This window comes from Rhodococcus sp. CH91, from assembly GCF_022554085.1.
Lineage (GTDB): Bacteria > Actinomycetota > Actinomycetes > Mycobacteriales > Mycobacteriaceae > Rhodococcus.
Genome location: NZ_JAKFYR010000006.1, coordinates 179,935 through 202,161, shown reverse-complemented (window position 1 = coordinate 202,161; position 22,227 = coordinate 179,935). Strand labels below are relative to the sequence as shown.

The following is a 22,227-nucleotide window of genomic DNA, read 5'->3' as shown; positions in this document are numbered from 1 at the left end:
CCAGGATGGCCGGCGAACCGAGCGAGAAGCCGGGATTTCTGGAACGTCAACGCGCGGCCCATCCGGTACTCGATCGGGTCCTCCGTGCCGGCTTCCGGTATCAGGACAAGAAGGGCGACTACTACGCGGCCGGTCTGACCTATTTCACGGTGCTGGCGATCGTCCCCATCATCATGCTCGTGTTCTCGGTGGCCGGTTTCGTGCTCGCCGGGCGTCCCGAACTGCTCGACCAGCTCCAGCAGCTCATCGCCGAGAACATTCCGGGCCAGCTCGGGGACACCGTGCAGAGCCTGATCGACTCCGCGATCCAATCGCGCGGTGCGGTCGGTCTCATCGGCCTGCTCACCGCCTCCTATGCAGGTCTGGGCTGGATCACGAACCTGCGGGAGGCGCTCACCGCCATGTGGGACCACCCGCGGGATCGGGGCAACTTCTTCGTCGTGAAACTGCGGGACGGCGGCGCGATTCTGAGTCTCGGACTGGCGATGACGGTGTCGGTGGGACTGTCGGCGCTGAGCAGCGGCCCGGTCGCACACCGGCTGGTGGAACTGCTCAACATGGAGAATCTCATCGGCATCGGCGTGGCCCTGCGGGTGGTAGCCCTGATCATGGCGGTCGCCGCCACGAGCATGGTCTTCACCTGGGTGATCGCGCGTCTGCCACGTGAGCCGGTGCCCTTCCGCAGCGCGCTCGCCGCCGGCGTGATCGCCGGAATCGGATTCGAACTGCTCAAACAGACCGGTTCGCTGTATCTGGAGCGTGTGCTCAACGGGCCGGCAGGCGTGGCTTTCGGTCCGATCCTGGGCATTCTCGTGTTCGGTAATCTTACCGCGCGGCTGGTGCTGTTCTGCACCGCATTCGCCGCCTCGTCACGGGCGAGTCTGGCTCTCGCACATCATCCTGCGCCCACCGGGGCGGTCATCCGCCCACGTCTCGAGGTCCACGAGGGCGTCACCGGGCGCCGGGTCGTCGCACTCCTCGGCGCAGGTCTGCTCGGGGGTCTTCTGGCAGGGAGCCGGTTGCGCCGGGTCTTCGGGAAACAGGAGCACGAACGACAGCGGACCCGCCCCTGAGAGGAGCGGGTCCGCTGTGTCGTGCGAGGTGATCAGCGAGCGAACATCAGCGCGCGCTTGACCTCCTGGATCGCCTTCGTCACCTGGATGCCGCGGGGGCACGCGTCGGTGCAGTTGAAGGTGGTGCGGCAGCGCCACACACCTTCCTTGTCGTTGAGGATGTCGAGACGCTCGGCGGCACCCTCGTCACGCGAATCGAAGATGAACCTGTGCGCGTTGACGATCGCGGCGGGGCCGAAGTAGCTGCCGTCGCTCCAGTACACCGGGCACGACGTGGTGCAGCACGCGCACAGGATGCACTTGGTGGTGTCGTCGAACCGGGCGCGGTCGGCCTGCGACTGGATACGCTCGCGGGTCGGCTCGTTGCCGGTGGTCATGAGGAACGGCTTCACGGCGCGGTAGGCGTCGAAGAAGGGTTCCATGTCGACGACGAGGTCCTTCTCGACCGGCAGGCCACGGATCGGCTCGATCGTGATCGTGACGTCCTTGCCGTTCTTGTCGAGCAGATCCTTCATGAGGATCTTGCAGGCCAGACGGTTGACGCCGTTGACACGCATCGCGTCCGAACCGCACACGCCGTGGGCGCAGCTGCGGCGGAAGGTGAGCGTGCCGTCGAGATATCCCTTGACGTAGCTCAGCAGGTTGAGCAGGCGGTCGGAGGGCAGCGCCGGGACCTGGAAGGAATCCCAGTGCTGGCCCTTGTCGTCCTCCGGATTGAAACGAGCGATCTTGAGGGTGACCATCGTGGCGCCCTCGGGCACCGGTGGCAGTGCCGAGACGTCCGGGTCGGTCTTCTCGATGGTTGTCATCAGTACTTACGCTCCATGGGCTCGTACCGGGTCTGGACCACCGGCTTGTAGTCCAGGCGAATGTCGGAGATCAGTTCCTCGCCCACCTTGTACGCCATGGTGTGCTTGAGGTAGTTCTCGTCGTCGCGCTTCGGGTAGTCCTCGCGGGCGTGGCCGCCGCGCGATTCCTTCCGGTTGAGAGCGCCGACGACCGTCACCTCGGCCATCTCGAGGAGGAATCCGAGCTCCACGGCCTCGAGCAGATCGCTGTTGTAGCGCTTGCCCTTGTCGTGGACGGTGATCTCCTTGTAACGCTTCTTCAGCTCGTGGATGTCGTTGAGCGCCTGCGTCAACGTCTCCTCGGTGCGGAACACCGACGCGTTGTTGTCCATCGTCTGCTGCAGCTCGGTGCGGATGTCGGCGACCCGCTCCTTGCCGCCCTGGTGCAGGATCAGGTCGAGCCAGTCGTCGACGTACTTCGTCGGCTGCTCGGGCATCTCGACGTGCTTCGTGCTGTTGGCGTACTCCGCGGCGGCGATACCCGCGCGGCGACCGAAGACGTTGATGTCGAGCAGCGAGTTGGTGCCGAGACGGTTCGCGCCGTGGACGGACACGCACGCGCACTCGCCGGCCGCGTACAGGCCGGGCACGACGTTCTCGTTGTCGCGCAGGACCTCGCCGTTGACGTTGGTCGGGATACCGCCCATGACGTAATGGCAGGTCGGGTACACCGGCACGAGCTCGGTGACGGGGTCGACGCCGAGATAGGTGCGGGAGAACTCGGTGATGTCCGGAAGCTTCTCCTCGAGGACGTCCTCGCCGAGGTGGGTCACGTCGATGTAGACGTAGTCCTTGTTCGGTCCCGCGCCGCGACCCTCGAGCACCTCGAGCACCATGGAACGCGCGACGATGTCGCGCGGTGCGAGGTCCTTGATGGTGGGGGCGTAGCGCTCCATGAAGCGCTCGCCGTCGGCGTTGCGGAGGATGCCACCTTCACCACGCACGGCCTCGGAGATGAGGATGCCGAGTCCGGCCAGTCCCGTCGGATGGAACTGGTGGAATTCCATGTCCTCGAGCGGCAGGCCCTTGCGGAAGATGATGCCGAGTCCGTCACCGGTGAGGGTGTGCGCGTTCGACGTCGTCTTGTACATACGGCCGGAGCCGCCCGTCGCGAAGACGATCGCCTTGGCGTGGAAGACGTGGATCTCGCCGGTCGCGAGTTCGTAGGCGATGACACCCGTCGCGACGGGACCGTTCTCGGTCTCGGTGAGGGTGATGTCGAGCGCGTAGAACTCGTTGAAGAACTCGACGTCGTGCTTGACGCAGTTCTGGTACAGCGTCTGGAGGATCATGTGGCCGGTGCGGTCGGCGGCGTAGCACGCGCGACGGACCGGCGCCTTGCCGTGATCGCGGGTGTGGCCACCGAAGCGACGCTGGTCGATCTTGCCCTCGGGCGTCCGGTTGAACGGAAGACCCATCTTCTCGAGATCGAGGACGGCGTCGATGGCCTCCTTGGCCATGATCTCCGCAGCGTCCTGGTCGACCAGGTAGTCGCCACCCTTGACGGTGTCGAAGGTGTGCCACTCCCAGTTGTCCTCTTCGACGTTCGCGAGGGCGGCGCACATGCCGCCCTGAGCGGCGCCGGTGTGGCTGCGGGTGGGGTAGAGCTTGGTGAGCACAGCAGTGCGAGCACGCGGGCCGGCTTCGATGGCCGCACGCATGCCGGCGCCGCCGGCGCCGACGATGACTACGTCGTAACGATGTTCCTGCATGTAGTTTCGGCTCCCCTAGCTCGCCGTGATGTTCGGGTCGAAGGTGAAGATCACGTAGGTGCCCAGGCCCATGATCAGGATCATCGACACGAGGAGGATCGTGTTGAGCCAGAACCGGGTGGAGTCCTTACGTGCGTAGTCCGCGATGACTGTGCGCAGACCGTTACCGCCGTGGAGTTGTGCGAGCCACAGCATCGACAGGTCCCAGATCTGCCAGAACGGGCTGGACCAGCGGCCTGCGACGAACGCGAAGTTGATGCGCTGCACACCTTCGTCGAGCATCAGCATGATGAACAGGTGGCCGAGGACCAGGATGATCAGAGCGAGACCGGACAGGCGCATGAACAACCAGGCGTAGAGCTCGAAGTTGTTCTTCGAGACCCGCCGCGGTGAACGCGGGTTGTCGAGGCCGGCAGGGCGGTCGTATTCCTTACCCAGTGTTTTCGCTTCGCTCATATCAGTGCCCCGCAAAGGTGTTGTAGAGGATGCGAACGGACGCGGGGATCATTGCCACGAGCCAGATCGCAAGGATCGTCCAGAGCATCACCCGCTGGTACTTCGGGCCCTTCGACCAGAAGTCGACGAGCATGACCCGCAGGCCGTTGAGCGCGTGGTACAGAACCATCGCCACCAGGCCGAGCTCCATGAGTCCGACGATCGGGTTCTTGTAGGTCTCGATCACCGCGTCGTAGGTCTCGGGGTTGACCCGGACGAGTGCGGTATCGAGGACGTGGACGAAAAGGAAGAAGAATGTCGCCACGCCGGTGATCCGGTGCAAAACCCAGGACCACATGCCGGGGTCTCCCCGGTAAAGCGACCGTGTGCGCCCCGCCTTTGCGGGGGCGGCTTCAGTCGTGCTGCTCATCGAGTGCTGTGCCTCCAACGTCAATGGTGGACGCGTCGAGCTGCTCCTACCTGTGGGGGATTCCGCAGTACGGGCCCGACGTGAACCTGAACCGACTTGGATCGACTCTAGACCCATCCCAAACTCGGGAACTAATCTCCTGCCTCAATCGTACGAGCCTCAAATACGAAGTTAGGTTTGCCTTTCCAACTGTGATCTCGTGCGACGGGGGGTGCCTGCCGTCGTGTACGCCACCGTGACAGGATGGGGAACCATGCCGGACGTCGACTGGAAAATGTTGCGCGCCAAAGCACATGGAGTGATGGAGCGGGCCTATGCGCCCTACTCCGGATTCCCGGTGGGGGCGGCCGCGGTGACCCTGGACGGTCGTGTCGTCCTTGGGTGCAATGTGGAAAATGTCTCACACGGACTGGGTCTTTGTGCCGAATGTGTACTCGTCGGTAACCTCGTCGCCGGTGGTGGCGGGCGTCTGCGGGCGGTCGCGGTCTGTGATTCGCGGGGCCACGTTCTCACCCCCTGCGGCCGTTGCCGGCAGGTGCTTCTCGAACACGGTGGACCTCGACTCGAGGTCGACACCCGAAGCGGCCCGCGTCCGCTGTCCGATCTGCTCCCCGATGCATTCGGTCCCGACGATCTCGCCGCGGTGCGGGAGGACGGGGACCGTCGTGCCTGACATCGTCACCGTCATCCGCCGCAAGAGGGACGGCCACGCCCTGTCGGGCGCCGAGATCGATTGGGTCGTCGAAGCGTTCACACACGGCGTGATCTCCGATGCCCAGATGTCGGCCCTGGCGATGGCCGTCTGGTTCCGCGGGATGAGCCGCGCGGAGACGGCCCGCTGGACCACCGCGATGATCGACTCCGGCCGGCGCCTCGATTTCTCCGGGCTCGGACTCCCTACCGTCGACAAACACTCGACCGGCGGTGTGGGAGACAAGATCACGCTGCCGCTCGCGCCTCTGGTCGCGGCGTGCGGTGTCGCGGTCCCGCAGCTGTCCGGTCGCGGCCTCGGCCACACCGGAGGAACCCTGGACAAGCTCGAATCGATCCCCGGCTGGCGGGCCGATCTGAGCACCGAGGACATCGCCGGGATTCTCACCGACCCGGCGGTCGGTGCGGTGGTGTGCGCGGCCGGCGCAGATCTCGCCCCCGCCGACCGCAAGCTCTACGCACTCCGCGATGTCACCGGCACCGTCGAGTCGATCCCGCTCATCGCCAGTTCGATCATGAGCAAGAAGATCGCGGAGGGCACGGGCGCGCTGGTCCTCGACGTGAAGGTCGGCAGTGGTGCCTTCATGAAGGAACTGGGCGAGGCCCGGGAGCTCGCCCGCACCATGGTCGAGCTCGGTGCCGACGAAGGCCTGCCCACGACCGCCCTGATCACACGCATGGACACTCCGCTCGGGCGCACCGCGGGCAATGCCCTCGAAGTGCGGGAGGCCGTGGAGGTGCTCGCCGGTGGCGGCCCCGAGGACGTGGTCGAACTGACCCTCGGCCTCGCCCGGGAGATGCTCGCCGCCGCGGGGATGGACGATATCGATCCCGCCGAGCGGCTGCGCGACGGCACCGCGATGGACCGGTGGAACGCGATGATCGCCGCCCAGGGTGGCGACCCCCGGGCGCCGCTGCCGGTCGCGACCCACACCGAGACCTTCCACGCCGACGCCGAGGGTGTGCTCTGCGAACTCGATGCGTTCGCCGTCGGCATCGCCGCATGGCGGCTCGGCGCCGGCCGCGAACGTCAGGGGCAGGACGTCCAGCCCGGAGCGGGCATCGAACTGCACGCGGTCCTCGGCGATCGGGTCCGGGCGGGCCAACCCCTCGCGACCCTGCACACCGACACTCCGGGACGTATCCCCGACGCGCTCGCCGCGCTCCGCGAAGGCGTCCGGATCGCGGAGACGGCGCCGGGCCGCCGACCGTTGATCATCGAACGGATCCACGCGTAGCAGCACGGGCCGTCCGAGAGCGAGCGGAACCGGCTGTCGCCGACTACCGTCCGGATCATGAACGGCCGGCTCACTCCAGAACTCGTCCTCACCGCGCCCAAAGTGGTCCTCCACGATCACCTCGACGGTGGCCTCCGCCCACGCACCGTCCTCGAACTGGCGGACGCCTGCGGCTGGTCGCTGCCCTCGAACACCGAATCGGATCTCGCCCGCTGGTTCCGGGAGTCCGCCGACAGCGGTTCGCTCGAGCGTTATCTCGAGACGTTCGAGCACACCGTCGCCGTGATGCAGACGGGGGAGGGGCTCGAACGCGTCGCGCGGGAATGCGTGCTCGACCTCGCCGACGACGGCGTCGTGTACGCCGAGGTGCGATTCGCGCCCGAACAGCATCTCGAGAAGGGGCTGTCGCTGGACGAGGTCGTCGTGCACGTTCTCGAAGGTTTCCGCGCCGGGGAATCCGAGGTGGCCGCGAGCGGCCGCAGGATCCGGGTGCGGTGCCTGCTCACCGCCATGCGGCACGCGGCGCGATCGCTCGAGATCGCCGAACTCGCCGTGCGCTTCCGGGATCGCGGGGTGGCGGGTTTCGACATCGCCGGTGCCGAGGCGGGTAATCCACCGAGCCGCCATCTCGACGCCTTCGAGTACACCCGCGCGGCGAACGCCCATTTCACGATCCACGCGGGGGAGGCGTTCGGTCTCCCGTCCATCCACGAGGCCGTCGCCTTCTGCGGAACCGACAGGCTCGGTCACGGTGTGCGGATCGTCGACGACATCGAAGTGCACGACGACGGTTCCGCCACCCTGGGGCGGCTCGCGAACTACGTCCGCGACAAGCGCATCCCGCTCGAACTGTGCCCGTCCTCGAACGTGCAGACCGGTGCGGTGCGCACCCTGTCCGAACATCCCTTCGACCTGCTGGCCCGACTGCGCTTCCGGGTCACCGTCAACACCGACAACCGGCTGATGAGCGACACCACGATGACGCAGGAGATGGTGCGGCTGGTGGAGACCTTCGGCTACGGGTGGGTCGACCTCGAACGATTCACGATCAACGCCATGAAGTCGGCTTTCCTCCCGTTCGACGAGCGACTCGAACTCATCGACGACGTCATCAAGCCGGGCTACGCCGTCCTGGTGGGGTAGACGCCGGTCAGTGCCTGCGCAGCCGCGCCTCGAACTCGCGCTCGAGTTCCCGCCAGGCGAGCGCCTCGGCCTCGAACGGCGGGCTGGGTGCCAGACGACCCGGATCGGGTTCGATCACGTAGTTGACGAACCATCCCAGTTCGGTGGAGGCGGCCAGCGCGGCATCGGTCGACTCGTCGTTCGCGTAGTTCGCCGCATCGCTGAACAATTCGACCGCGAGTTCGAGCTGTTCGGGATCGACGGCCGCGACCCCCTCGGTGATGTCGTCGGCGATGCCGGTGAGCACGTAGACGTTGTCGTCGGTGACCGTCACGTCGAGCGAACCGTCGATCGCCGCGAGCTGGATCTCCGTGTACGGCTCCAGCGTCGCGAGGTCGTGGTCGTGGTTGTCTGCCAGATGGCGCGCCAGCGCGCGTTCGGAGGGGAAGACGTCGATCGTGCCGTCGTGCCCCAGGAAGCGGGCATCGTCCTCGAGATAGCAGCGCAGTGAGTACCACGTGCCGTCGGTCGTGATGATGCGGATGGGATCGATACCCACCCGGGCCCAGAATTCGTACCCGTCGTTCTCGTCGACGAACTCGTACTCGTCGTCGGAGTCGACGTCCACGACCGTGTCGTCCGCTTCGACCTCGTTCTCGTCGACCGCGACGAGTTCGGATTCGATCTCGGCGACCACCGAGGCGTCGACGTCGGGGGTGGAGATCACGCCGTCGAGTGCATCGAGCACGGCGTCCCAGTCGTCGGCGACGGCCGTACCGATGCGATTCCACAGGTCGAGACCTTCGCGCGTGCGGAAGGCGGAGACGCCGTGCTGGAGGAGGGTGTCGATCTCCTGGCGTTCGAAGAACTTCGTCACGACGTCGAGTTCGCAGACGTCACCGAGGATGCTCACGATGTCGAAGGTGTCCTGCAGTTCGGACACCGCACTCGGGTCGGGATCGTCGGCGACGAGCTCCGGCACCCCGACGAGATCGTAGGTGTGCGCTTCGTCGGGTTCGAACTCCGAGGCCGCGAGCTTCGACACGACGGGCCACGCCTGGTGTTCGACGAGGTCGTTGTCCGCACCCGACCGCACGAACGCGACGAGTTCCGGCACCGACGGGAAGGCGTACAGGTCGTCACCGTGGCCGAGGAATGCTTCCCATTCGTCGTCGCCCTCACGCCAGCGTGGCGCCCAGAGCGTCACGAGGTCGCCGTCGGTGAGACCGAGCTCGATCGGGACGATGTCTCCAGCCATGGCGGGAAGCCTAGCTATGTCGCGGCCGAGAATATACCCGGGGGGCGGAGTGCGGTCGCTCACCGTCGTACGGCACGGTCGCTCGCCGCGGGTGCGGGAGGAGTGTCCGGGGTCAGTGCGCAGCGCAGCGCCTCCCAGGCGGCAACGCGTGCGAGGGCTGCGTCCCGTGCCGCCTCGTGCACCGTCTCGAGGATCGTTGCGGCCAGCTCGCGGGCGTCGGCGTCACGGATCGAGTCGCACAGATCCAGGGCGTCGAGTGCTCCGGAACCGTTCACACGTGCGAGTACGCGACCGTCGGGACTGCTCGCGCTGCCCTCGATCGTCGACAGTGCCTCCGCCGTCCGCTCGAGTGCGTCGAGCCGGTTGTGGGCCCGCGCGACGACGGAGTCCACCACCGCCTCGCTCATCGGCCGAAGCCTCGTGGTCCGCCGATCGACGCTTCGGTGCCGCCGAGATCCGCCCGGGACGGAAGCGCCATCCGGTCGAGGATCTCCCGGGGGACTCCCTCGGCGGCGAGGTGCTCACCGCGGATCACCGCGGCCTCGAGCGCCGCCTGCCTGTTCAGGGCGAGGATCTGATCGGCCAGTTGCCGTGGTCCGTATCGCAACTCGCGTGCATCGATGCGCAGGTCCACGAGCAGTCCGCCGTCCGTCGTCCGCACCGAGATCGTTCCCGCCCGGTTGTGAGCCGTGGCCGTGATCGGTTCCGTCGTCGTGCTGTCCATATCGGGTTGGACGCATCACGGTGGCGCTCGGTTCCCGCCGCCCCACCGGCCCGGGGAGATCTAGCTGCCGGTGGGGCGGTACACGCCGTGGAAGGCCATACCGCCGTTCGTCGTGCGGATCGGACTCACCGCGACCGGATCGCCGGCCTCGACCATCATGCCGTTGCCGACCACCATCGCTACGTGCCCGTCCCATACGACGAGGTCTCCGGGGAGAGCGGTCGCAGGATCGACCTGCGCTCCGACGTTCTGCTCCTGGGCCAGGCGCGGCAGTTCGACTCCGGCCTGGGCGTAGGCGTACTGCGTGAGGGCGCTGCAGTCGAGACCGGCGCCCGGGGTGGTGCCGCCCCAGACGTACGGGGTGCCCTGCTGGGCCAGGGCGTGCCGCACCGCAGTCGCGGCCGTCTCGTTCGGTGCCCGGCTCACGCTGCCGTCCGGAAGCACTATCTCCACCCCGCCGGCCTGCTCGCCGAAGGTGCGCAGCGTCCGGGAGTCGTCGAGGGTCACCGACCCGCGATCGTCACCGGGTCCGGACGCGAGGTCGGGTGCGGGGGCGGGCAGCAGTGCACCGGCCTGCTCCGTCAGGCCGGCGAGGGTCCCGGTCACCCGGGACAGCACTTCGAGACCGCCGGCCAGATGATCGATCGCCGCGGTGAGGAGGGCGAGTTGCCCGTGGGGGAGTCCCGCCGCGGGCCCGGACTGCCGGACGAGGGTGAGGAACGAGTCGACGAGACGGTCGAGTTCGGCGGCTCCGGTGACGACCGTGATCGTGGCGTCGAGCACGATGCCGGAGAGGGCCGTGCCCCGATCGGCCGCCGCGAGAACATCCGCGACCGCCCGTTCCGCGCTCGCGATCGCCTGTGCGGCAGCGGGGCCACCCCAGGCCCAGGTGAGCTCCGTGACCGCGTCGCGGCCGGCCGCGTGGACCTCCTCCGCCCAGTGCGCCCCTACCCGGACGAGTTCGCCCGGATCGACCTCGGGTGGCAGGGCGGTACCGAAGACCTCGAGCAGGTCGGTGAGCGGCGCGGCGAGCATCTCGCCCGGCAGCGCGATCACGGCTGCTCCGACGCGGTGTCCAGCCTGGACGCGATCTCGGCCGCGGACCGCTCGTACGCGGTCGCCGAGGCGCCGGCGGCGGATCCCATCGCGGCGAAGCGACGACCGAGGCGATCGAGGTCGCGCACATGGGCCTCGTGGGTCGCCGTCAGCGCCGCGAGGACCGGCACACCGATCGGCCCGAACAGACCCGCAAGGACGCCCGGATCGCCGTGACGCGTCCGCTCGGCAGCCTCGTGCAGTCGCGCGGCCAGCCCCGAGACCTCGCCGTCGAACCTTCTCATCGTCGCCGTGTCGGCCCGCATCGCGTCTGTGCCGGAGTGTTCGGTCACCTCGTCGCCTTCCGTCTCGTCGCTGTGGGGTTCGACACCCTCGACGGGTTCCTTCCCTGGCGGGTTCGACGCAGCGGCCGACCGTACGGTTCCGTCGTTCTATCCTTCGGACATGGATTCGCTCGTCGTCGACCACCCGCTCGCTGCCTCGCTCCTGACCACCCTCCGCGACGAACGCAGCGACAACGCTGCCTTCCGCAACGCCCTGAGCCGGCTCACGCAGATGCTCGTCTACGAGGCGGTCCGCGACGCGCCGATCGAGACGTTCGACGTCAGGACGCCGGTCGCCGTCACGGCGGGAGTCCGGTTGCAGCAGCCGCCGCTGCTCGTCCCGGTCCTGCGCGCGGGGCTCGGCATGGTCGAACAGGCCCACGCACTGATTCCGCAGGCGCGGGTCGGTTTCGTCGGTCTCGCCCGCGACGAGAAGACCTTCGAGCCCGTGCCCTATCTCGAATCGCTGCCGGAGGATCTCTCGGGTCTTCCCGTCTTCGTGCTCGATCCCATGCTCGCGACCGGCGGTTCGATGGTGCACACGCTCGATCTCCTCGTCCAGCGCGGAGCCACCGACGTCACCGTGATCTGTGTCGTGGCGGCACCTCAGGGCGTCGAAGCTCTCGCCGCATCGGGACATCCGGCTCGGCTCGTCACGGCCGCCATCGACGAGGGTCTCAACGAGAACAAGTACATCGTGCCCGGCCTGGGCGATGCGGGCGATCGGCAGTTCGGACCCCGCTGATCCCGGTCAGGGGTTCTCGTCCCCGAGCGAGGTCGCCCATCCGCGCAGCGCGGCGAGCGCTGCCTCCGCGGCCGGGCGGTCTCGATCGGTGACCGCTTCGAGATAGACCTTGAGCTTCGGTTCGGTACCCGAAGGCCGCACCACGACGCGCACCGCGGGGCCGGCGGTACTGCCGGCGGGGCTCTCGAAGACGAGCGCGTCGGTGTGCATCGGGCCGGTGACCGCCGCGAGGTCGGTGGGGACCACGGGTATGCCGGCGAGTGCCGTCGGCAGATCGGACCGCAGCCGCGTCATCACGGCGTCGATCCTCTGCAGGTCGTCCACCCGGATCGAGACCTGATCGCCGATGTACACACCGAATTCGCGATGGAGATCGTCGAGCGCGTCGACGAGGGTCCGGCCGGCGTGCTTCAGTTCCGCGGCGTAGTCGGCGACCACCACCGCCGTCGCGATACCGTCCTTGTCGCGTACCGCCTCGGGATCCACGCAGTGCCCGATCGCTTCCTCGTACGCGTAGACCAGGCCGTCGCCGGCGCGGGCCAGCCATTTGAAACCCGTCAGGGTCTGCGCGAACCGCGCGCCGCGCGCCGCCGCGAGACGCCCCAGCATCGTCGACGACACGATGGTCGTCGCGACCAGCGAGCCCGCCGGGGACGACGCGAGGATGCGGTCGCCCAGCAGCACCCCCGTCTCGTCACCTCGCAGCGCGACCCACCCCGCGGGGGTCCGGACGGCCACCGCACACCGGTCGGCGTCGGGGTCGAGGGCGAGCGCGATGTCGGCGTCGACCTCGGCTGCCAGCGCGAGCAGCGCGTCGGTCGCACCGGGCTCCTCCGGATTCGGGAAGGCGACCGTCGGGAACGCCGGATCCGGACGGAACTGCGACGGCACGACGTGGACGTCCTCGAACCCGGCGCCTCGCAATGCGGCCACCGCGACCTCGCCGCCGACGCCGTGCAGCGGCGTCAGCGCGATCCGCACATCCCGGTGCGGTGACCGGGGCAGCGTCGCCAGCCGGGCGAGATATCCGGCGGCGAGTTCCTCGCCCGACGGTGCGACCGGCACCCGGGGGATCTCCGCGACCGGTCCGGACGCGTCGATCGCGGCTTCGATCTCGCGGTCGGCGGGCGCGACGAGCTGGGCGCCGTCCGCGAGGTAGACCTTGTACCCGTTGTCCGTGGCCGGATTGTGCGAGGCGGTGATCTGCACGCCTGCGACGGCGCCGAGTGCTCGCACCGCGAATGCGGTCACCGGGGTCGGCAGCGGACGGTCCAGCGCGACGACGTCGAAGCCGGCCGCGGCGAGAACCTCCACGGTGGCGGTGTGGAACTCCGCGGACCCGGTGCGCGCGTCGCGGCCGACGACGACGGTGCCCCCGCCCTGACCTTGCGCGTCGAGCCACGCGGCGAGGCCCGCGGTGGTGCGCACGACCACCGGCACGTTCATACGGTCCGGTCCGTCGCCGACCGGACCGCGCAGACCGGCGGTGCCGAATCGCAGGGTCACAGCCGGGCCGCCAGATCCCGCAGCAGGTCGCCCATCCGGGTCGCGGCCGCGCGGCCCGCGGCGAGTACCTCTGCGTGGTCGAGATGCTCTCCGGTGATGCCGGCCGCGGAATTGGTGACCAGGGATACGGCGAGCACCCGCGCGCCGGCGGCGCGCGCGGCGATCGTCTCGTGCACCGTGGACATGCCGACGAGATCGGCGCCGAGCGTGCGGAGCATCCGGATCTCCGCCGGGGTCTCGTAGTGCGGGCCGGGCAGGCCCGCGTAGACCCCTTCGGGCAGCGACGGATCGATTTCCCGGGCGAGACCGCGAAGCTCTGCGGAGTAGGCGTCGACGAGGTCGACGAAGTGGGCCCCCACCAGCGGTGAGCGCCCGGTGAGGTTGAGATGGTCGGAGATGAGAACCGGTTGTCCCACAGAGAACCCGGGGTCGATCCCGCCGGCGGCGTTGGTGAGGACGACGGTGCGCGCCCCGGCCGCGATCGCGGTGCGCACGGGGTGGACGACGCGCGCGAGGTCGTGACCCTCGTACGCGTGGATGCGTCCGGCGAGGACGAGTACCGCCGTGTCCCCGACACGCACCGAGTGGATGTTCCCGGCGTGGCCCGCTGCGGTCGGTGGGGAGAATCCGGGAAGGCTGCTCATGGGCACGGTGGCGACGGGAGAGCCGAAACTCTCGACGGCGGCGCGCCACCCGGAGCCGAGGACGACGGCGACGCTGTGTTCGGGGACGCCCGTCCGCTCTGCGAGAGCGGCGGCGGCGGCATGCGCCGCGGCTTCGGGGTCGAAGAGGTGATCGGCTTCTCCCATGCCACCGGACCCTAGTCGCAAGGGGATGTTACTCGCGGGTAAGTAGGCGCTATGCTGACGCGCATGCCTTACCTCGAACGTGACGGCGACGTCTTCGTCCTCCACCTCGGCGACCGTGACGTGGAGATCTCCGAGAACCGATTCCATCCGGATCGTCTCGCCGCGATCCACTCCCTGCTCGACGAGGTCGAGGCGCACGAGGGTCCTGCGGCACTCGTGACCGCAGCGACCGGCAAGTTCTGGAGCAACGGACTCGACATCGACTGGGTCGGTGCGAACCTGCCGGACCTGCCGGGTTATCTGGACTCCGTCCACGACCTCTACGTGCGACTGCTCACCTTCCCGGCGGCGACCGTCGCCGCAGTGCAAGGACACGCCTTCGGCGCCGGAGCGATGCTCGCACTCGTGCACGACTTCCGGGTCGTGCGCGCCGACCGGGGGTTCTGGAGCCTGCCCGAGGTGTTGCTGAACATGCCGTTCACCGTCGGTATGTCGGCGCTGATCCGTGCTCGCCTGCCGATCCAGACGGCGGTCGAGGCGATCACCACGGGGCGTCGTTACGGCGGCGAGGAAGCGGTGCAGGCAGGTATCGCCGAGCAGGCCGTGGACGGCGAGGAGGTCCTGGCCGCCGCGGTCGAGCGTGCTGCGGCCCTCACGGCGACCCGCGGCCCGAATCTGGCGGGCATCAAACGCGGTCTGCACGCCCCGCTGATCGCGGCACTCGAGATCCGGACCGACGCATCGAACTTCGCCCTGGGCTGACCCCGCCGATCTCCGGGGACGTCTTCCGGCCGGCGGGTCGACCGGTCGGTCGGCGCGCGATCGACATGACAGACTGGACGGCGTGACGACCGACTACGCCGCGGTGATCGAGGCTGCCTCCGACACCCTCCTCGGCCTGTCGCATTCGATCCATGCCGAACCGGAACTCGCGTTCGAGGAATATCGCAGCGCAGCCAAGATCGTCGACGTGCTGCGCGCCCGTGGCTTCGAGGTGGAGACGGGTATCGCCGATCTGCCCACGGCATTCGACGCGCGGTTCGGGAGCGGCGAACTCGTCGTCGCGTTCTGCGCCGAATACGACGCCCTGCCCGGCATCGGGCACGCGTGCGGGCACAACATCATCGCGGCGGCGGCCGTGGGGGCCGGTCTCGGTCTCGCGGCGCTCGCCGACGAACTCGGCGTCACCGTGCGGGTGATCGGTACACCCGCGGAGGAAACGGGCGGCGGCAAGGTGATCATGCTCGAGCGGGGCGTCTTCGACGGGGTAGGGGCGGCGATGATGGTGCATCCCGGCCCGTTCGACATCACGGGAGCGACCTCGCTCGCGCTCGCCGACATCGCCGTCGAGTACGAAGGTCGCGAAGCACACGCCTCCGCAGCCCCCGAGTACGGACTCAACGCTGCCGACGCGGCGACCGTGGCGCAGGTCGCGGTGGGACTGTTGCGGCAGCACCTGCACCCGGGGCAGCAGATCCACGGGATCGTCGCCCAGGGCGGGACCGCGCCGAACATCGTGCCGAGCCACACCGAATTGCTGTACTACCTGCGAGCGGGATCGAGCGAACTGCTCGACGACCTCGTCGGACGCGCGCGCAACTGCTTCGCGGCCGGTGCTCTGGCCACCGGATGCGACCACCGGATCCGGACGGTCTCGCCCACCTACACCGAACTCACTCCGGACCCCTGGCTGGTGCAGGCATATCGTGAGGAGATCATCGGTCTCGGGCGCCGACCGCTGCCCGTCGAGGAGGAAGGAGCGCGCCCCCTGGGCAGTACCGACATGGGAAATGTGACGAACGTGGTGCCGGGAATCCATCCGGTCATCGGACTCGATTCCGGTGGCGCGGTCACACATCAGGCGGCGTTCGCTGCCGCGTGTGTCACCGAATCCGCCGACCGGGCAGTACTCGACGGGGCTCGTGCGCTCGTGGGGACCGCGGTGCGCGCGGCGACCGATCCGGTCCGCCGTGCACTGCTTCTCGAAGAGGCCGGGCGCCGATGAATCCGTATGTGGAGAAGTGGCTCGATCGCCACACCGGCGACCTGTCCGCCTGGCGCCGTCACATCCACGCGAATCCGGAGCTGGCCCGACAGGAGTACGCCACCACCGAGTTCGTCGCGAAACATCTCCGGGCGGCCGGTCTCGCACCGAAGGTTCTGCCCAGGGGCACGGGCCTGATCTGCGATCTGGGCCCCTCCGAGGGGCCGCGGATCGCCCTGCGCGCCGACATGGACGCGCTGCCCTTGCAGGAAGCGACCGGCCTGCCGTTCGAGTCGACGGTCCCCGGGGTCTCCCACGCATGCGGTCACGACGCCCACACCACGGTAGCGCTCGGCGCGGGACTGGCTCTCGCGTCGATGCCCGAACTGCCGGTCGGTGTCCGGCTGGTGTTCCAGCCCGCGGAGGAGGTCATGCCCGGTGGGGCACTCGACGTGATCGCGGCGGGCGGGCTCGACGGCGTCTCGCGCATCTTCGCGCTGCACTGCGATCCCCGGCTCGAGGCAGGCAAGGTGGGCATGCGCGTCGGAGCGATCACCTCGGCGGCGGACACCGTCGAACTCGTCCTCGATTCACCCGGCGGCCACACCTCGCGACCGCACCTGACGAGTGATCTCGTCTACGGCCTCGGTGCGGTCATCACGGGTCTGCCGGGAATGCTCAGCCGGCGCATCGATCCGCGTACCGGGACCGTGATGGTGTGGGGCGCGGTCAGCGCCGGCAAGGCGCCGAATGCGATTCCGCGCACCGGAATGCTCGCGGGCACCGTCCGCACCGGTGACCACGAGACGTGGCACCTGCTCGAACCGATGGTGCGGGAGATCGTGCACGGATTGCTCGCCCCGACCGGCGTCAGCTACGAGCTGAACTACCGGCGCGGTGTCCCGCCCGTGGTCAACGACCAGGTCTCGGCGCACATGTTCGAGGACGCCATCCGCGCGACCGGCCCCGACGCTCTCGCCGACACTCCGCAATCCGGTGGCGGAGAAGACTTCTCGTGGTATCTCGAGCACATCCCGGGTGCCATGGGGCGGCTCGGTGTGTGGTCGGGGGCAGGGCCCGAGCTCGACATCCACCAGCCCACCTTCGATCTCGACGAGCGGGCGCTGGCCGTGGGTGTGCGGGTGATGACGAATCTGGTTCTCGGAGCCGGGTGACGATCTCCGCCCGGAGCGCGGTTCGCGCTGCGCGCCACGGAATTCCGTGGCGCACGTACCGCTGTCAGAAGCCGTCGGGGCGTCCCGGGCCGACATTGCGGCTGTTGCGGGTGCGCAGATCCCGCACGTATTCGGCGGGGGCCCCGGCGATCTCTGCGGCGTCGGCCATCACACCGAGATAGCGGGCCGACGGAAGGCCGCCCTCGTAGCCGTCCACGACGTACAGCCACGCGAGCACGGGGCCGTCCGCGGTGTCGACGCGGACCCGGATCTTGCGGTGGAAGCCGAGTTCGGCCCCCTCCCACCGGTCGAGGCTGCGCTCGTCGTCCTCCGTCACGTCGTAGAGCACGACGAAGACCTTCGAATCGGCGTCCTCGACGACCGTGGCCAGGGCGCCTTCCCAGCCGATGTCGGCCCCCGCGAAGGTCAGTCGCCAGCCGTGCAGCCAGCCTGTTCCCGCCATCGGCGAGTGCGGGCAGCGCGTCAGCATCTGCTCCGGATGCATGTTGGACCCGTAGGCGGCGTAGATCGGCACGAGCATAAGGCTAACCCGTCCTGCGGCCTGGCCGGCGCAGGGGCGCTGCGTGCCGGGCCCACCGGCCGCTGTGCGCGAACGAGGGGCGGTGGCATAGCGTTGTGGGTGACGTGTGTGCTCACCAGGCGTCCACGTGCGGCACGACCCGACACCCTTCGGAATCGATACAGAGGAGAGCAATGACCCGGATCGTCATCATCGGCGGTGGCCCCGCAGGATACGAGGCGGCGCTGGTGGCATCACAGTACGGCGCAACGGTGTCACTGATCGATTCGGACGGGATCGGCGGCGCATGTGTGCTCTTCGACTGTGTCCCCTCCAAGACGTTCATCGCCTCGACCGGCGTGCGCACCGACATGCGACGTGCCGCCGACCTGGGCATCGAGCTCGAACGCGCCGCGGTGTCCCTCCCGCAGGTACACGCTCGCGTCAAGAGTCTCGCCCGCGCGCAGTCCGCGGACATCCGGACCAAGCTCGAGGCCGCGGGGGTGACGCTGTTCTCCGGTTACGGTGAACTCGTCGACTCGCAGCCCGGCATGGCAGCCCACCAGGTGCGTGCGAAGCTGCCGACCGGTGAGGAGAAGGTACTCGACGCCGATGTCGTGCTCATCGCGACCGGTGCGAGCCCGCGGGTCCTGCCCGGAGCGCAACCGGACGGGGAGCGGATCCTCACCTGGCGTCAGCTCTACGACCTCGACACGCTGCCCGAGCATCTCGTGGTGGTCGGCTCGGGTGTGACGGGCGCCGAATTCGTCTCCGCCTACACGGAGGTGGGGGTTCGGGTCACCGTGGTCTCGAGCCGCGACCGGATTCTGCCGCACGAGGACGAGGACGCCGCTCTCGTGCTCGAGGACGTGCTCACCGAACGCGGTGTGACGCTCGTCAAGCACGCGCGCGCCGACGTCGTCGAACGAACGGACGACGGAGTGCGTGTACTGCTCGCCGACGGACGTGTCGTCGAGGGCAGTCACGTGCTGATGACCGTCGGTTCGGTGCCCAACACGAGCAATCTCGGCCTCGAGAAGGTCGGGCTCGAACTCGATCGGGGCGGCTATCTGCCGGTCGACCGCGTCTCCCGCACGGCCGTGCCGGGTATCTACGCCGCGGGTGACTGCACGGGCCTGCTGCCCCTGGCCTCCGTCGCGGCGATGCAGGGCCGTATCGCGATGTACCACGCACTCGGTGAGGGTGTGAGCCCCATCAAGCTGAAAACGGTTGCGGCTGCGGTGTTCACCCGGCCCGAGATCGCCGCCGTCGGTGTGAGCCAGGCGACCATCGACAAGGGTGAGGTGCCCGCCCGCACGGTGATGCTCCCGCTCAACACCAATCCGCGCGCCAAGATGTCGGGCCTGCGGCGCGGTTTCGTGAAGATCTTCTGCCGTCCCGCGACCGGTGTGGTCATCGGCGGCGTCGTGGTGGCACCCAACGCATCCGAACTGATCCTGCCCATCGCGCTCGCCGTACAGAACAATCTGTCCGTCAACGACCTCGCGCAGACCTTCTCCGTCTACCCGTCGCTCAGCGGGTCGGTGACGGAGGCGGCGCGTCAGCTCATGCGTCACGACGATCTCGACTGACCCCTCGCACGGGATCGGCGGCGGGTATGGACTCTCCCCCAGGGGGAGGGACGAGGGTGGAGACATGACCACACGAAGCATCTTCCCTGTCGTACCCGCCGCCGATGTCCGCCGCAGCCGGGACTTCTACCGCGACCTGCTCGATCTGACGGTCGTCTTCGACAGCGACTGGTACGTCCAGTTGCACGGCGGAGACGAGACCGTCCAACTCGGCCTCGTCGTCCTCGGCCACGAGACCGTGCCGGACGGTTTCCGCGGAACGCCGACGGGCGTTCTCGTGTCCGTCGAAGTGGACGACGTCGACGCCGTCCACGCCCGGGCCGTGGCAGCCGGACACGAGATCGCCCTCGATCTTCGCGACGAGGAGTTCGGTCAGCGGCACTTCATGACCGTCGATCCCGACGGGGTGCTCGTGGACGTGATCACGGTGATCCCGTATTCCGGCGAGGTGCTCGCCGGCGGCGCGGTGGTGGGCGGACAGGAGGGCTGAGGTGGGAGACCGATTCGGGCAGATGAGCATCGGCGATTTCGCGCGGTCCTCCCGGCTGACCGTGAAAGCGCTGCGGCACTACGAGCGCGAAGAGCTGCTCCTGCCTGCCCGGGTCGACCCCCACACCGGATACCGCTACTACGAGACGACTCAGCTCGCGACCGCGCTCCGCATCGGACTGCTCCGGCAGGCCGGGGTGTCGATCCCGGCGATCCGGCGGATCGTCGCGGACCACGGCAGTGCGGACGTCCTGGCCGCCGAGCGGGCGAGGATCGAGGAGGAGGCCGCCCGTGCGGCCCGGTCGCTCGAACTCGTCGGATCGCTGGAACGCGTTGTCGCCGCACCGCCCCCGGTGCACCTGTACGCCGTCGAGGAGCGAACCGTGCTCTGGCGTGAGGACTCCGCGGCCGCGGACGATCTCGACCGGGCCGTCGTCGCGGCGATCGGTGCCCTGACGGATAGGGCGCGGGAACTCGGCTTCGACACCTCGGCGACGGTGCTCGGACGGTACCCGGCCGCACTCGACGGCATGGTGGACTTCGGTGTCGGCCTCGAGCTACCCGGATCCGGTGCACCGGACGCAGGCAGGGGCGGCAGCCGAATCGATATCGCGGGTGGCAGCCGTATCGGCATCACGTCGATGCCCGGTGGTCTGTTCGCCGGTGTCGATTTCACCGGACCACCGTCGCTGCTGCCGGTCGCCTATCACTCCGTGTTCACCTTCCTGGCCGCGCACGAACTCGAGGCGACCGGGCCGGTGCGCGAGTACTACCTCGACGACCCCGGTGAGGTGGGGGAGCACGCCATGCGCACCCGCGTCGTCCATCCTGTCCCGGCGGGCTTCTCACCCGCTCACGGTCACGCCCAGTCGTAGGTGCGTTCGACCGCCCTGTTCCATTCGCCGAACAGTCGCTCGCGTTCCTCGGCGGCCATGGCGGGCTCCCAGGTGCGGTCGGCAGCCCAGTTCCTGCGTACGTCCTCTTCGTCCTTCCAGAACCCCACGGCGAGCCCCGCTGCGTAGGCGGCCCCGAGCGCGGTCGTCTCCGAGACCACGGGGCGCACGACCGGGGCGCCGAGGATGTCGGACTGGAACTGCATCAGCAGGTCGTTGACCACCATGCCGCCGTCGACCTTGAGCGTGTGCAGGTCGACACCGGAGTCGGCGTGCATCGCTTCGATCACCTCCCGGGTCTGGTAGGCGGTCGCCTCGAGCGCCGCACGCGCCAGATGGCCTTTCCCGACGAAGCGCGTCAGACCGGCGATGACTCCCCGGGCGTCCGGTCGCCAACGCGGAGCGAACAATCCGGAGAAGGCCGGCACGAAATAGGCGCCGCCGTTGTCGGGAACGGTTGCCGCGAGGGTCTCGATCTCGTCGGCGGTCCGGATGATCCCGAGATTGTCGCGTAGCCACTGCACGAGCGAACCGGTCACGGCGACCGATCCTTCGAGCGCGTAGACCGCGGGGGCATCGCCGAGCCGGTAGCAGACGGTGGTGAGCAGGCCGTGTTCGCTGCGGACCGGAGTGGTGCCGGTGTTGAGGAGCAGGAAATTGCCGGTGCCGTAGGTGTTCTTCGCTTCGCCGGGGGACAGGCAGCCCTGGCCGAAGGTCGCCGCCTGCTGGTCGCCGAGGATGCCTGCGATGGGGACACCGGCGAGCGGGCCGCGTTCTCGGGCGTGCCCGTACACCTCGGACGAACTACGGATCTCCGGCAGCATCGACTCCGGGATGCCGAAGTCGGCGCAGATGGTCGGATCCCATTGCTGGGTTTCGAGATTCATCAGCAGGGTGCGGGAGGCGTTGGTGACGTCGGTGATGTGCAGGCCGGGTGGTTGCCCTTCCTCGCCGATCCCGCCCGTGAGATTCCACAGAATCCAGCTGTCCACGGTGCCGAACGCCAGGTCGCCGGCCTCCGCGCGTTCGCGGGCACCGTCGACGTTGTCGAGGATCCAGCGGACCTTCGGGCCGGCGAAGTAGGTCGACAGCGGGAGGCCGGTGATCTCGCGGTAGCGGTCGGGTCCCGCGTCACCGGCGAGTTCCCCGACGAGTGTGTCGGTCCGGGTGTCCTGCCAGACGATCGCGTTGTGGACGGGGCGGCCGGTCCTGCGGTCCCAGACCACTGTGGTCTCCCGCTGATTGGTCACTCCGATCGCCGCGATGTCGCGGCGCCGCAACTCCGCCTTGGCGGCGGCAGCAGCGACCACCTCGCGGGTGTTGAGCCACAACTCCTCCGGGTCGTGCTCCACCCACCCCGAGCGCGGGAAGAACTGGCGGTGTTCCTTCTGCGCGATCGACACGATGCGCCCGTCGTGGTCGAAGATGATGCACCGGCTGGACGTGGTGCCCTGGTCGATCGCCGCGATGAACTGGTTCACAGGTGATCCTCGGGGTGAAGCGGACGGCTCGGTTCTGCGGCGCTTCCGCTGCGCGCTGCGCGCTCGAAGCTACTAGCCTTGATCGGGATACGTCGGCGACTCA

The 22,227-nt window shown here is 68.6% G+C and carries 24 protein-coding genes; 11 read left to right on the top strand and 13 right to left on the bottom strand.

What is annotated here, in order from left to right:
- Nucleotides 1-5: 5 nt before the first annotated feature.
- Entirely contained in the window at nt 6-1,073 is a 1,068-nt protein-coding gene (locus tag MOM01_RS13925; protein WP_241386016.1) for a YhjD/YihY/BrkB family envelope integrity protein, read from the top strand.
- Nucleotides 1,074-1,105: 32 nt separating this feature from the next.
- Here the strand turns inward: MOM01_RS13925 and MOM01_RS13920 are convergent, their stop codons facing one another.
- The 4 genes from MOM01_RS13920 to sdhC are packed head-to-tail and all read right to left on the bottom strand — an operon-like array spanning nt 1,106 to nt 4,498.
- Nucleotides 1,106-1,882, bottom strand: coding sequence for a succinate dehydrogenase iron-sulfur subunit (locus tag MOM01_RS13920; protein ID WP_241386015.1), 777 nt, complete (start codon nt 1,880-1,882; stop codon nt 1,106-1,108).
- Entirely contained in the window at nt 1,882-3,633 is a 1,752-nt protein-coding gene (gene sdhA, locus MOM01_RS13915) for a succinate dehydrogenase flavoprotein subunit (protein ID WP_241386014.1), read from the bottom strand. The genes MOM01_RS13920 and sdhA overlap by 1 nt, the downstream gene beginning before the upstream one ends.
- A gap of 15 nt (nt 3,634-3,648) precedes the next feature.
- Nucleotides 3,649-4,089 (bottom strand): succinate dehydrogenase hydrophobic membrane anchor subunit, encoded by a 441-nt coding sequence (locus MOM01_RS13910; protein WP_241386013.1) that lies wholly within the window; start codon nt 4,087-4,089, stop codon nt 3,649-3,651.
- Nucleotide 4,090: 1 nt separating this feature from the next.
- On the bottom strand, nt 4,091-4,498 hold the full coding sequence (gene sdhC, locus MOM01_RS13905; protein WP_241386012.1) for a succinate dehydrogenase, cytochrome b556 subunit: 408 nt from the start codon (nt 4,496-4,498) through the stop codon (nt 4,091-4,093).
- Between the two features lie 253 nt (nt 4,499-4,751).
- Here sdhC and MOM01_RS13900 point away from each other — a divergent pair, with 253 nt between their 5' ends.
- Genes MOM01_RS13900 through MOM01_RS13890 form a run of 3 tightly spaced genes read left to right on the top strand, consistent with a single transcriptional unit; the run spans nt 4,752 to nt 7,590 of the window.
- Nucleotides 4,752-5,171: a cytidine deaminase gene (locus MOM01_RS13900; RefSeq protein WP_241386011.1), complete on the top strand. Its 420-nt coding sequence runs from the start codon at nt 4,752-4,754 to the stop codon at nt 5,169-5,171.
- On the top strand, nt 5,164-6,447 hold the full coding sequence (locus MOM01_RS13895; protein ID WP_241386010.1) for a thymidine phosphorylase: 1,284 nt from the start codon (nt 5,164-5,166) through the stop codon (nt 6,445-6,447). The genes MOM01_RS13900 and MOM01_RS13895 overlap by 8 nt, the downstream gene beginning before the upstream one ends.
- A 57-nt stretch (nt 6,448-6,504) precedes the next feature.
- Entirely contained in the window at nt 6,505-7,590 is a 1,086-nt protein-coding gene (locus MOM01_RS13890) for an adenosine deaminase (protein ID WP_241386009.1), read from the top strand.
- Nucleotides 7,591-7,597: 7 nt separating this feature from the next.
- On the opposite strand, the gene MOM01_RS13885 is transcribed toward MOM01_RS13890, so the two are convergent.
- Genes MOM01_RS13885 through MOM01_RS13865 form a run of 5 tightly spaced genes read right to left on the bottom strand, consistent with a single transcriptional unit; the run spans nt 7,598 to nt 10,939 of the window.
- Nucleotides 7,598-8,827, bottom strand: coding sequence for a primosomal protein (locus MOM01_RS13885; protein ID WP_241386008.1), 1,230 nt, complete (start codon nt 8,825-8,827; stop codon nt 7,598-7,600).
- Between the two features lie 59 nt (nt 8,828-8,886).
- Nucleotides 8,887-9,234 carry a YbaB/EbfC family nucleoid-associated protein gene (locus tag MOM01_RS13880; protein WP_241386007.1) on the bottom strand — a complete coding sequence of 116 codons (348 nt, stop codon included), beginning with the start codon at nt 9,232-9,234 and terminating at the stop codon, nt 8,887-8,889.
- The gene (locus MOM01_RS13875) at nt 9,231-9,551 is read right to left on the bottom strand and encodes a hypothetical protein (RefSeq protein WP_241386006.1); all 321 of its coding nucleotides are present in this window, start codon (nt 9,549-9,551) and stop codon (nt 9,231-9,233) included. The genes MOM01_RS13880 and MOM01_RS13875 overlap by 4 nt, the downstream gene beginning before the upstream one ends.
- A gap of 60 nt (nt 9,552-9,611) precedes the next feature.
- Nucleotides 9,612-10,607 carry a C40 family peptidase gene (locus MOM01_RS13870; RefSeq protein WP_241386005.1) on the bottom strand — a complete coding sequence of 332 codons (996 nt, stop codon included), beginning with the start codon at nt 10,605-10,607 and terminating at the stop codon, nt 9,612-9,614.
- Nucleotides 10,604-10,939: a type VII secretion target gene (locus MOM01_RS13865; RefSeq protein WP_241386004.1), complete on the bottom strand. Its 336-nt coding sequence runs from the start codon at nt 10,937-10,939 to the stop codon at nt 10,604-10,606. The genes MOM01_RS13870 and MOM01_RS13865 overlap by 4 nt, the downstream gene beginning before the upstream one ends.
- Before the next feature lie 112 nt (nt 10,940-11,051).
- On the opposite strand from MOM01_RS13865, the gene upp reads away from it, so the two are divergent.
- A complete protein-coding gene (gene upp, locus MOM01_RS13860) occupies nt 11,052-11,675 on the top strand; it encodes a uracil phosphoribosyltransferase (RefSeq protein ID WP_241386003.1) in 624 nt (207 codons plus the stop codon).
- Nucleotides 11,676-11,681: 6 nt separating this feature from the next.
- Here the strand turns inward: upp and MOM01_RS13855 are convergent, their stop codons facing one another.
- Both MOM01_RS13855 and MOM01_RS13850 read right to left on the bottom strand, forming a co-directional pair.
- Nucleotides 11,682-13,181 carry a phospho-sugar mutase gene (locus tag MOM01_RS13855; protein WP_241386002.1) on the bottom strand — a complete coding sequence of 500 codons (1,500 nt, stop codon included), beginning with the start codon at nt 13,179-13,181 and terminating at the stop codon, nt 11,682-11,684.
- Nucleotides 13,178-13,990 carry a purine-nucleoside phosphorylase gene (locus MOM01_RS13850; RefSeq protein WP_241386001.1) on the bottom strand — a complete coding sequence of 271 codons (813 nt, stop codon included), beginning with the start codon at nt 13,988-13,990 and terminating at the stop codon, nt 13,178-13,180. Before MOM01_RS13850 ends, MOM01_RS13855 begins: the two co-directional genes overlap by 4 nt.
- 63 nt (nt 13,991-14,053) lie before the next feature.
- On the opposite strand from MOM01_RS13850, the gene MOM01_RS13845 reads away from it, so the two are divergent.
- The 3 genes from MOM01_RS13845 (at nt 14,054) to MOM01_RS13835 (ending at nt 17,149) form a co-directional block, all read left to right on the top strand.
- Nucleotides 14,054-14,752: an enoyl-CoA hydratase/isomerase family protein gene (locus tag MOM01_RS13845; protein WP_241386000.1), complete on the top strand. Its 699-nt coding sequence runs from the start codon at nt 14,054-14,056 to the stop codon at nt 14,750-14,752.
- A gap of 82 nt (nt 14,753-14,834) precedes the next feature.
- A complete protein-coding gene (locus MOM01_RS13840; RefSeq protein WP_241385999.1) occupies nt 14,835-15,995 on the top strand; it encodes a M20 family metallopeptidase in 1,161 nt (386 codons plus the stop codon).
- Nucleotides 15,992-17,149, top strand: coding sequence for a M20 family metallopeptidase (locus MOM01_RS13835; RefSeq protein ID WP_241385998.1), 1,158 nt, complete (start codon nt 15,992-15,994; stop codon nt 17,147-17,149). Before MOM01_RS13840 ends, MOM01_RS13835 begins: the two co-directional genes overlap by 4 nt.
- Before the next feature lie 64 nt (nt 17,150-17,213).
- On the opposite strand, the gene MOM01_RS13830 is transcribed toward MOM01_RS13835, so the two are convergent.
- The gene (locus MOM01_RS13830) at nt 17,214-17,684 is read right to left on the bottom strand and encodes a gamma-glutamylcyclotransferase (protein ID WP_241385997.1); all 471 of its coding nucleotides are present in this window, start codon (nt 17,682-17,684) and stop codon (nt 17,214-17,216) included.
- Between the two features lie 179 nt (nt 17,685-17,863).
- Between MOM01_RS13830 and MOM01_RS13825 the strand changes: the two genes are divergently transcribed.
- From MOM01_RS13825 to MOM01_RS13815, 3 genes are all read left to right on the top strand, one after another.
- A complete protein-coding gene (locus tag MOM01_RS13825) occupies nt 17,864-19,261 on the top strand; it encodes an NAD(P)H-quinone dehydrogenase (RefSeq protein WP_241385996.1) in 1,398 nt (465 codons plus the stop codon).
- Nucleotides 19,262-19,325: 64 nt separating this feature from the next.
- The gene (locus MOM01_RS13820) at nt 19,326-19,751 is read left to right on the top strand and encodes a VOC family protein (RefSeq protein WP_241385995.1); all 426 of its coding nucleotides are present in this window, start codon (nt 19,326-19,328) and stop codon (nt 19,749-19,751) included.
- A gap of 1 nt (nt 19,752) precedes the next feature.
- The gene (locus MOM01_RS13815) at nt 19,753-20,625 is read left to right on the top strand and encodes a MerR family transcriptional regulator (RefSeq protein WP_241385994.1); all 873 of its coding nucleotides are present in this window, start codon (nt 19,753-19,755) and stop codon (nt 20,623-20,625) included.
- Here the strand turns inward: MOM01_RS13815 and glpK are convergent.
- The gene (glpK, locus tag MOM01_RS13810) at nt 20,610-22,124 is read right to left on the bottom strand and encodes a glycerol kinase GlpK (RefSeq protein ID WP_241385993.1); all 1,515 of its coding nucleotides are present in this window, start codon (nt 22,122-22,124) and stop codon (nt 20,610-20,612) included. The two genes, MOM01_RS13815 and glpK, sit on opposite strands and share 16 nt — an antisense overlap.
- Nucleotides 22,125-22,227 lie beyond the last annotated feature (103 nt).

Excerpts from the sequence above, each read along its gene's own strand:
- MOM01_RS13900 (WP_241386011.1), top strand. The coding sequence starts at position 4,752 with ATGCCGGACGTCGACTGGAAAATGTTGCGCGCCAAAGCACATGGAGTG.
- MOM01_RS13835 (WP_241385998.1), top strand. The coding sequence starts at position 15,992 with ATGAATCCGTATGTGGAGAAGTGGCTCGATCGCCACACCGGCGACCTG.
- sdhC (WP_241386012.1), bottom strand. The coding sequence starts at position 4,498 with ATGAGCAGCACGACTGAAGCCGCCCCCGCAAAGGCGGGGCGCACACGG.
- MOM01_RS13910 (WP_241386013.1), bottom strand. The coding sequence starts at position 4,089 with ATGAGCGAAGCGAAAACACTGGGTAAGGAATACGACCGCCCTGCCGGC.
- MOM01_RS13920 (WP_241386015.1), bottom strand. The coding sequence starts at position 1,882 with ATGACAACCATCGAGAAGACCGACCCGGACGTCTCGGCACTGCCACCG.
- MOM01_RS13890 (WP_241386009.1), top strand. The coding sequence starts at position 6,505 with ATGAACGGCCGGCTCACTCCAGAACTCGTCCTCACCGCGCCCAAAGTG.
- MOM01_RS13875 (WP_241386006.1), bottom strand. The coding sequence starts at position 9,551 with ATGGACAGCACGACGACGGAACCGATCACGGCCACGGCTCACAACCGG.
- upp (WP_241386003.1), top strand. The coding sequence starts at position 11,052 with ATGGATTCGCTCGTCGTCGACCACCCGCTCGCTGCCTCGCTCCTGACC.
- MOM01_RS13825 (WP_241385996.1), top strand. The coding sequence starts at position 17,864 with ATGACCCGGATCGTCATCATCGGCGGTGGCCCCGCAGGATACGAGGCG.
- sdhA (WP_241386014.1), bottom strand. The coding sequence starts at position 3,633 with ATGCAGGAACATCGTTACGACGTAGTCATCGTCGGCGCCGGCGGCGCC.
- MOM01_RS13925 (WP_241386016.1), top strand. The coding sequence starts at position 6 with ATGGCCGGCGAACCGAGCGAGAAGCCGGGATTTCTGGAACGTCAACGC.
- MOM01_RS13845 (WP_241386000.1), top strand. The coding sequence starts at position 14,054 with ATGCCTTACCTCGAACGTGACGGCGACGTCTTCGTCCTCCACCTCGGC.
- MOM01_RS13820 (WP_241385995.1), top strand. The coding sequence starts at position 19,326 with ATGACCACACGAAGCATCTTCCCTGTCGTACCCGCCGCCGATGTCCGC.
- MOM01_RS13885 (WP_241386008.1), bottom strand. The coding sequence starts at position 8,827 with ATGGCTGGAGACATCGTCCCGATCGAGCTCGGTCTCACCGACGGCGAC.
- MOM01_RS13850 (WP_241386001.1), bottom strand. The coding sequence starts at position 13,990 with ATGGGAGAAGCCGATCACCTCTTCGACCCCGAAGCCGCGGCGCATGCC.
- MOM01_RS13880 (WP_241386007.1), bottom strand. The coding sequence starts at position 9,234 with ATGAGCGAGGCGGTGGTGGACTCCGTCGTCGCGCGGGCCCACAACCGG.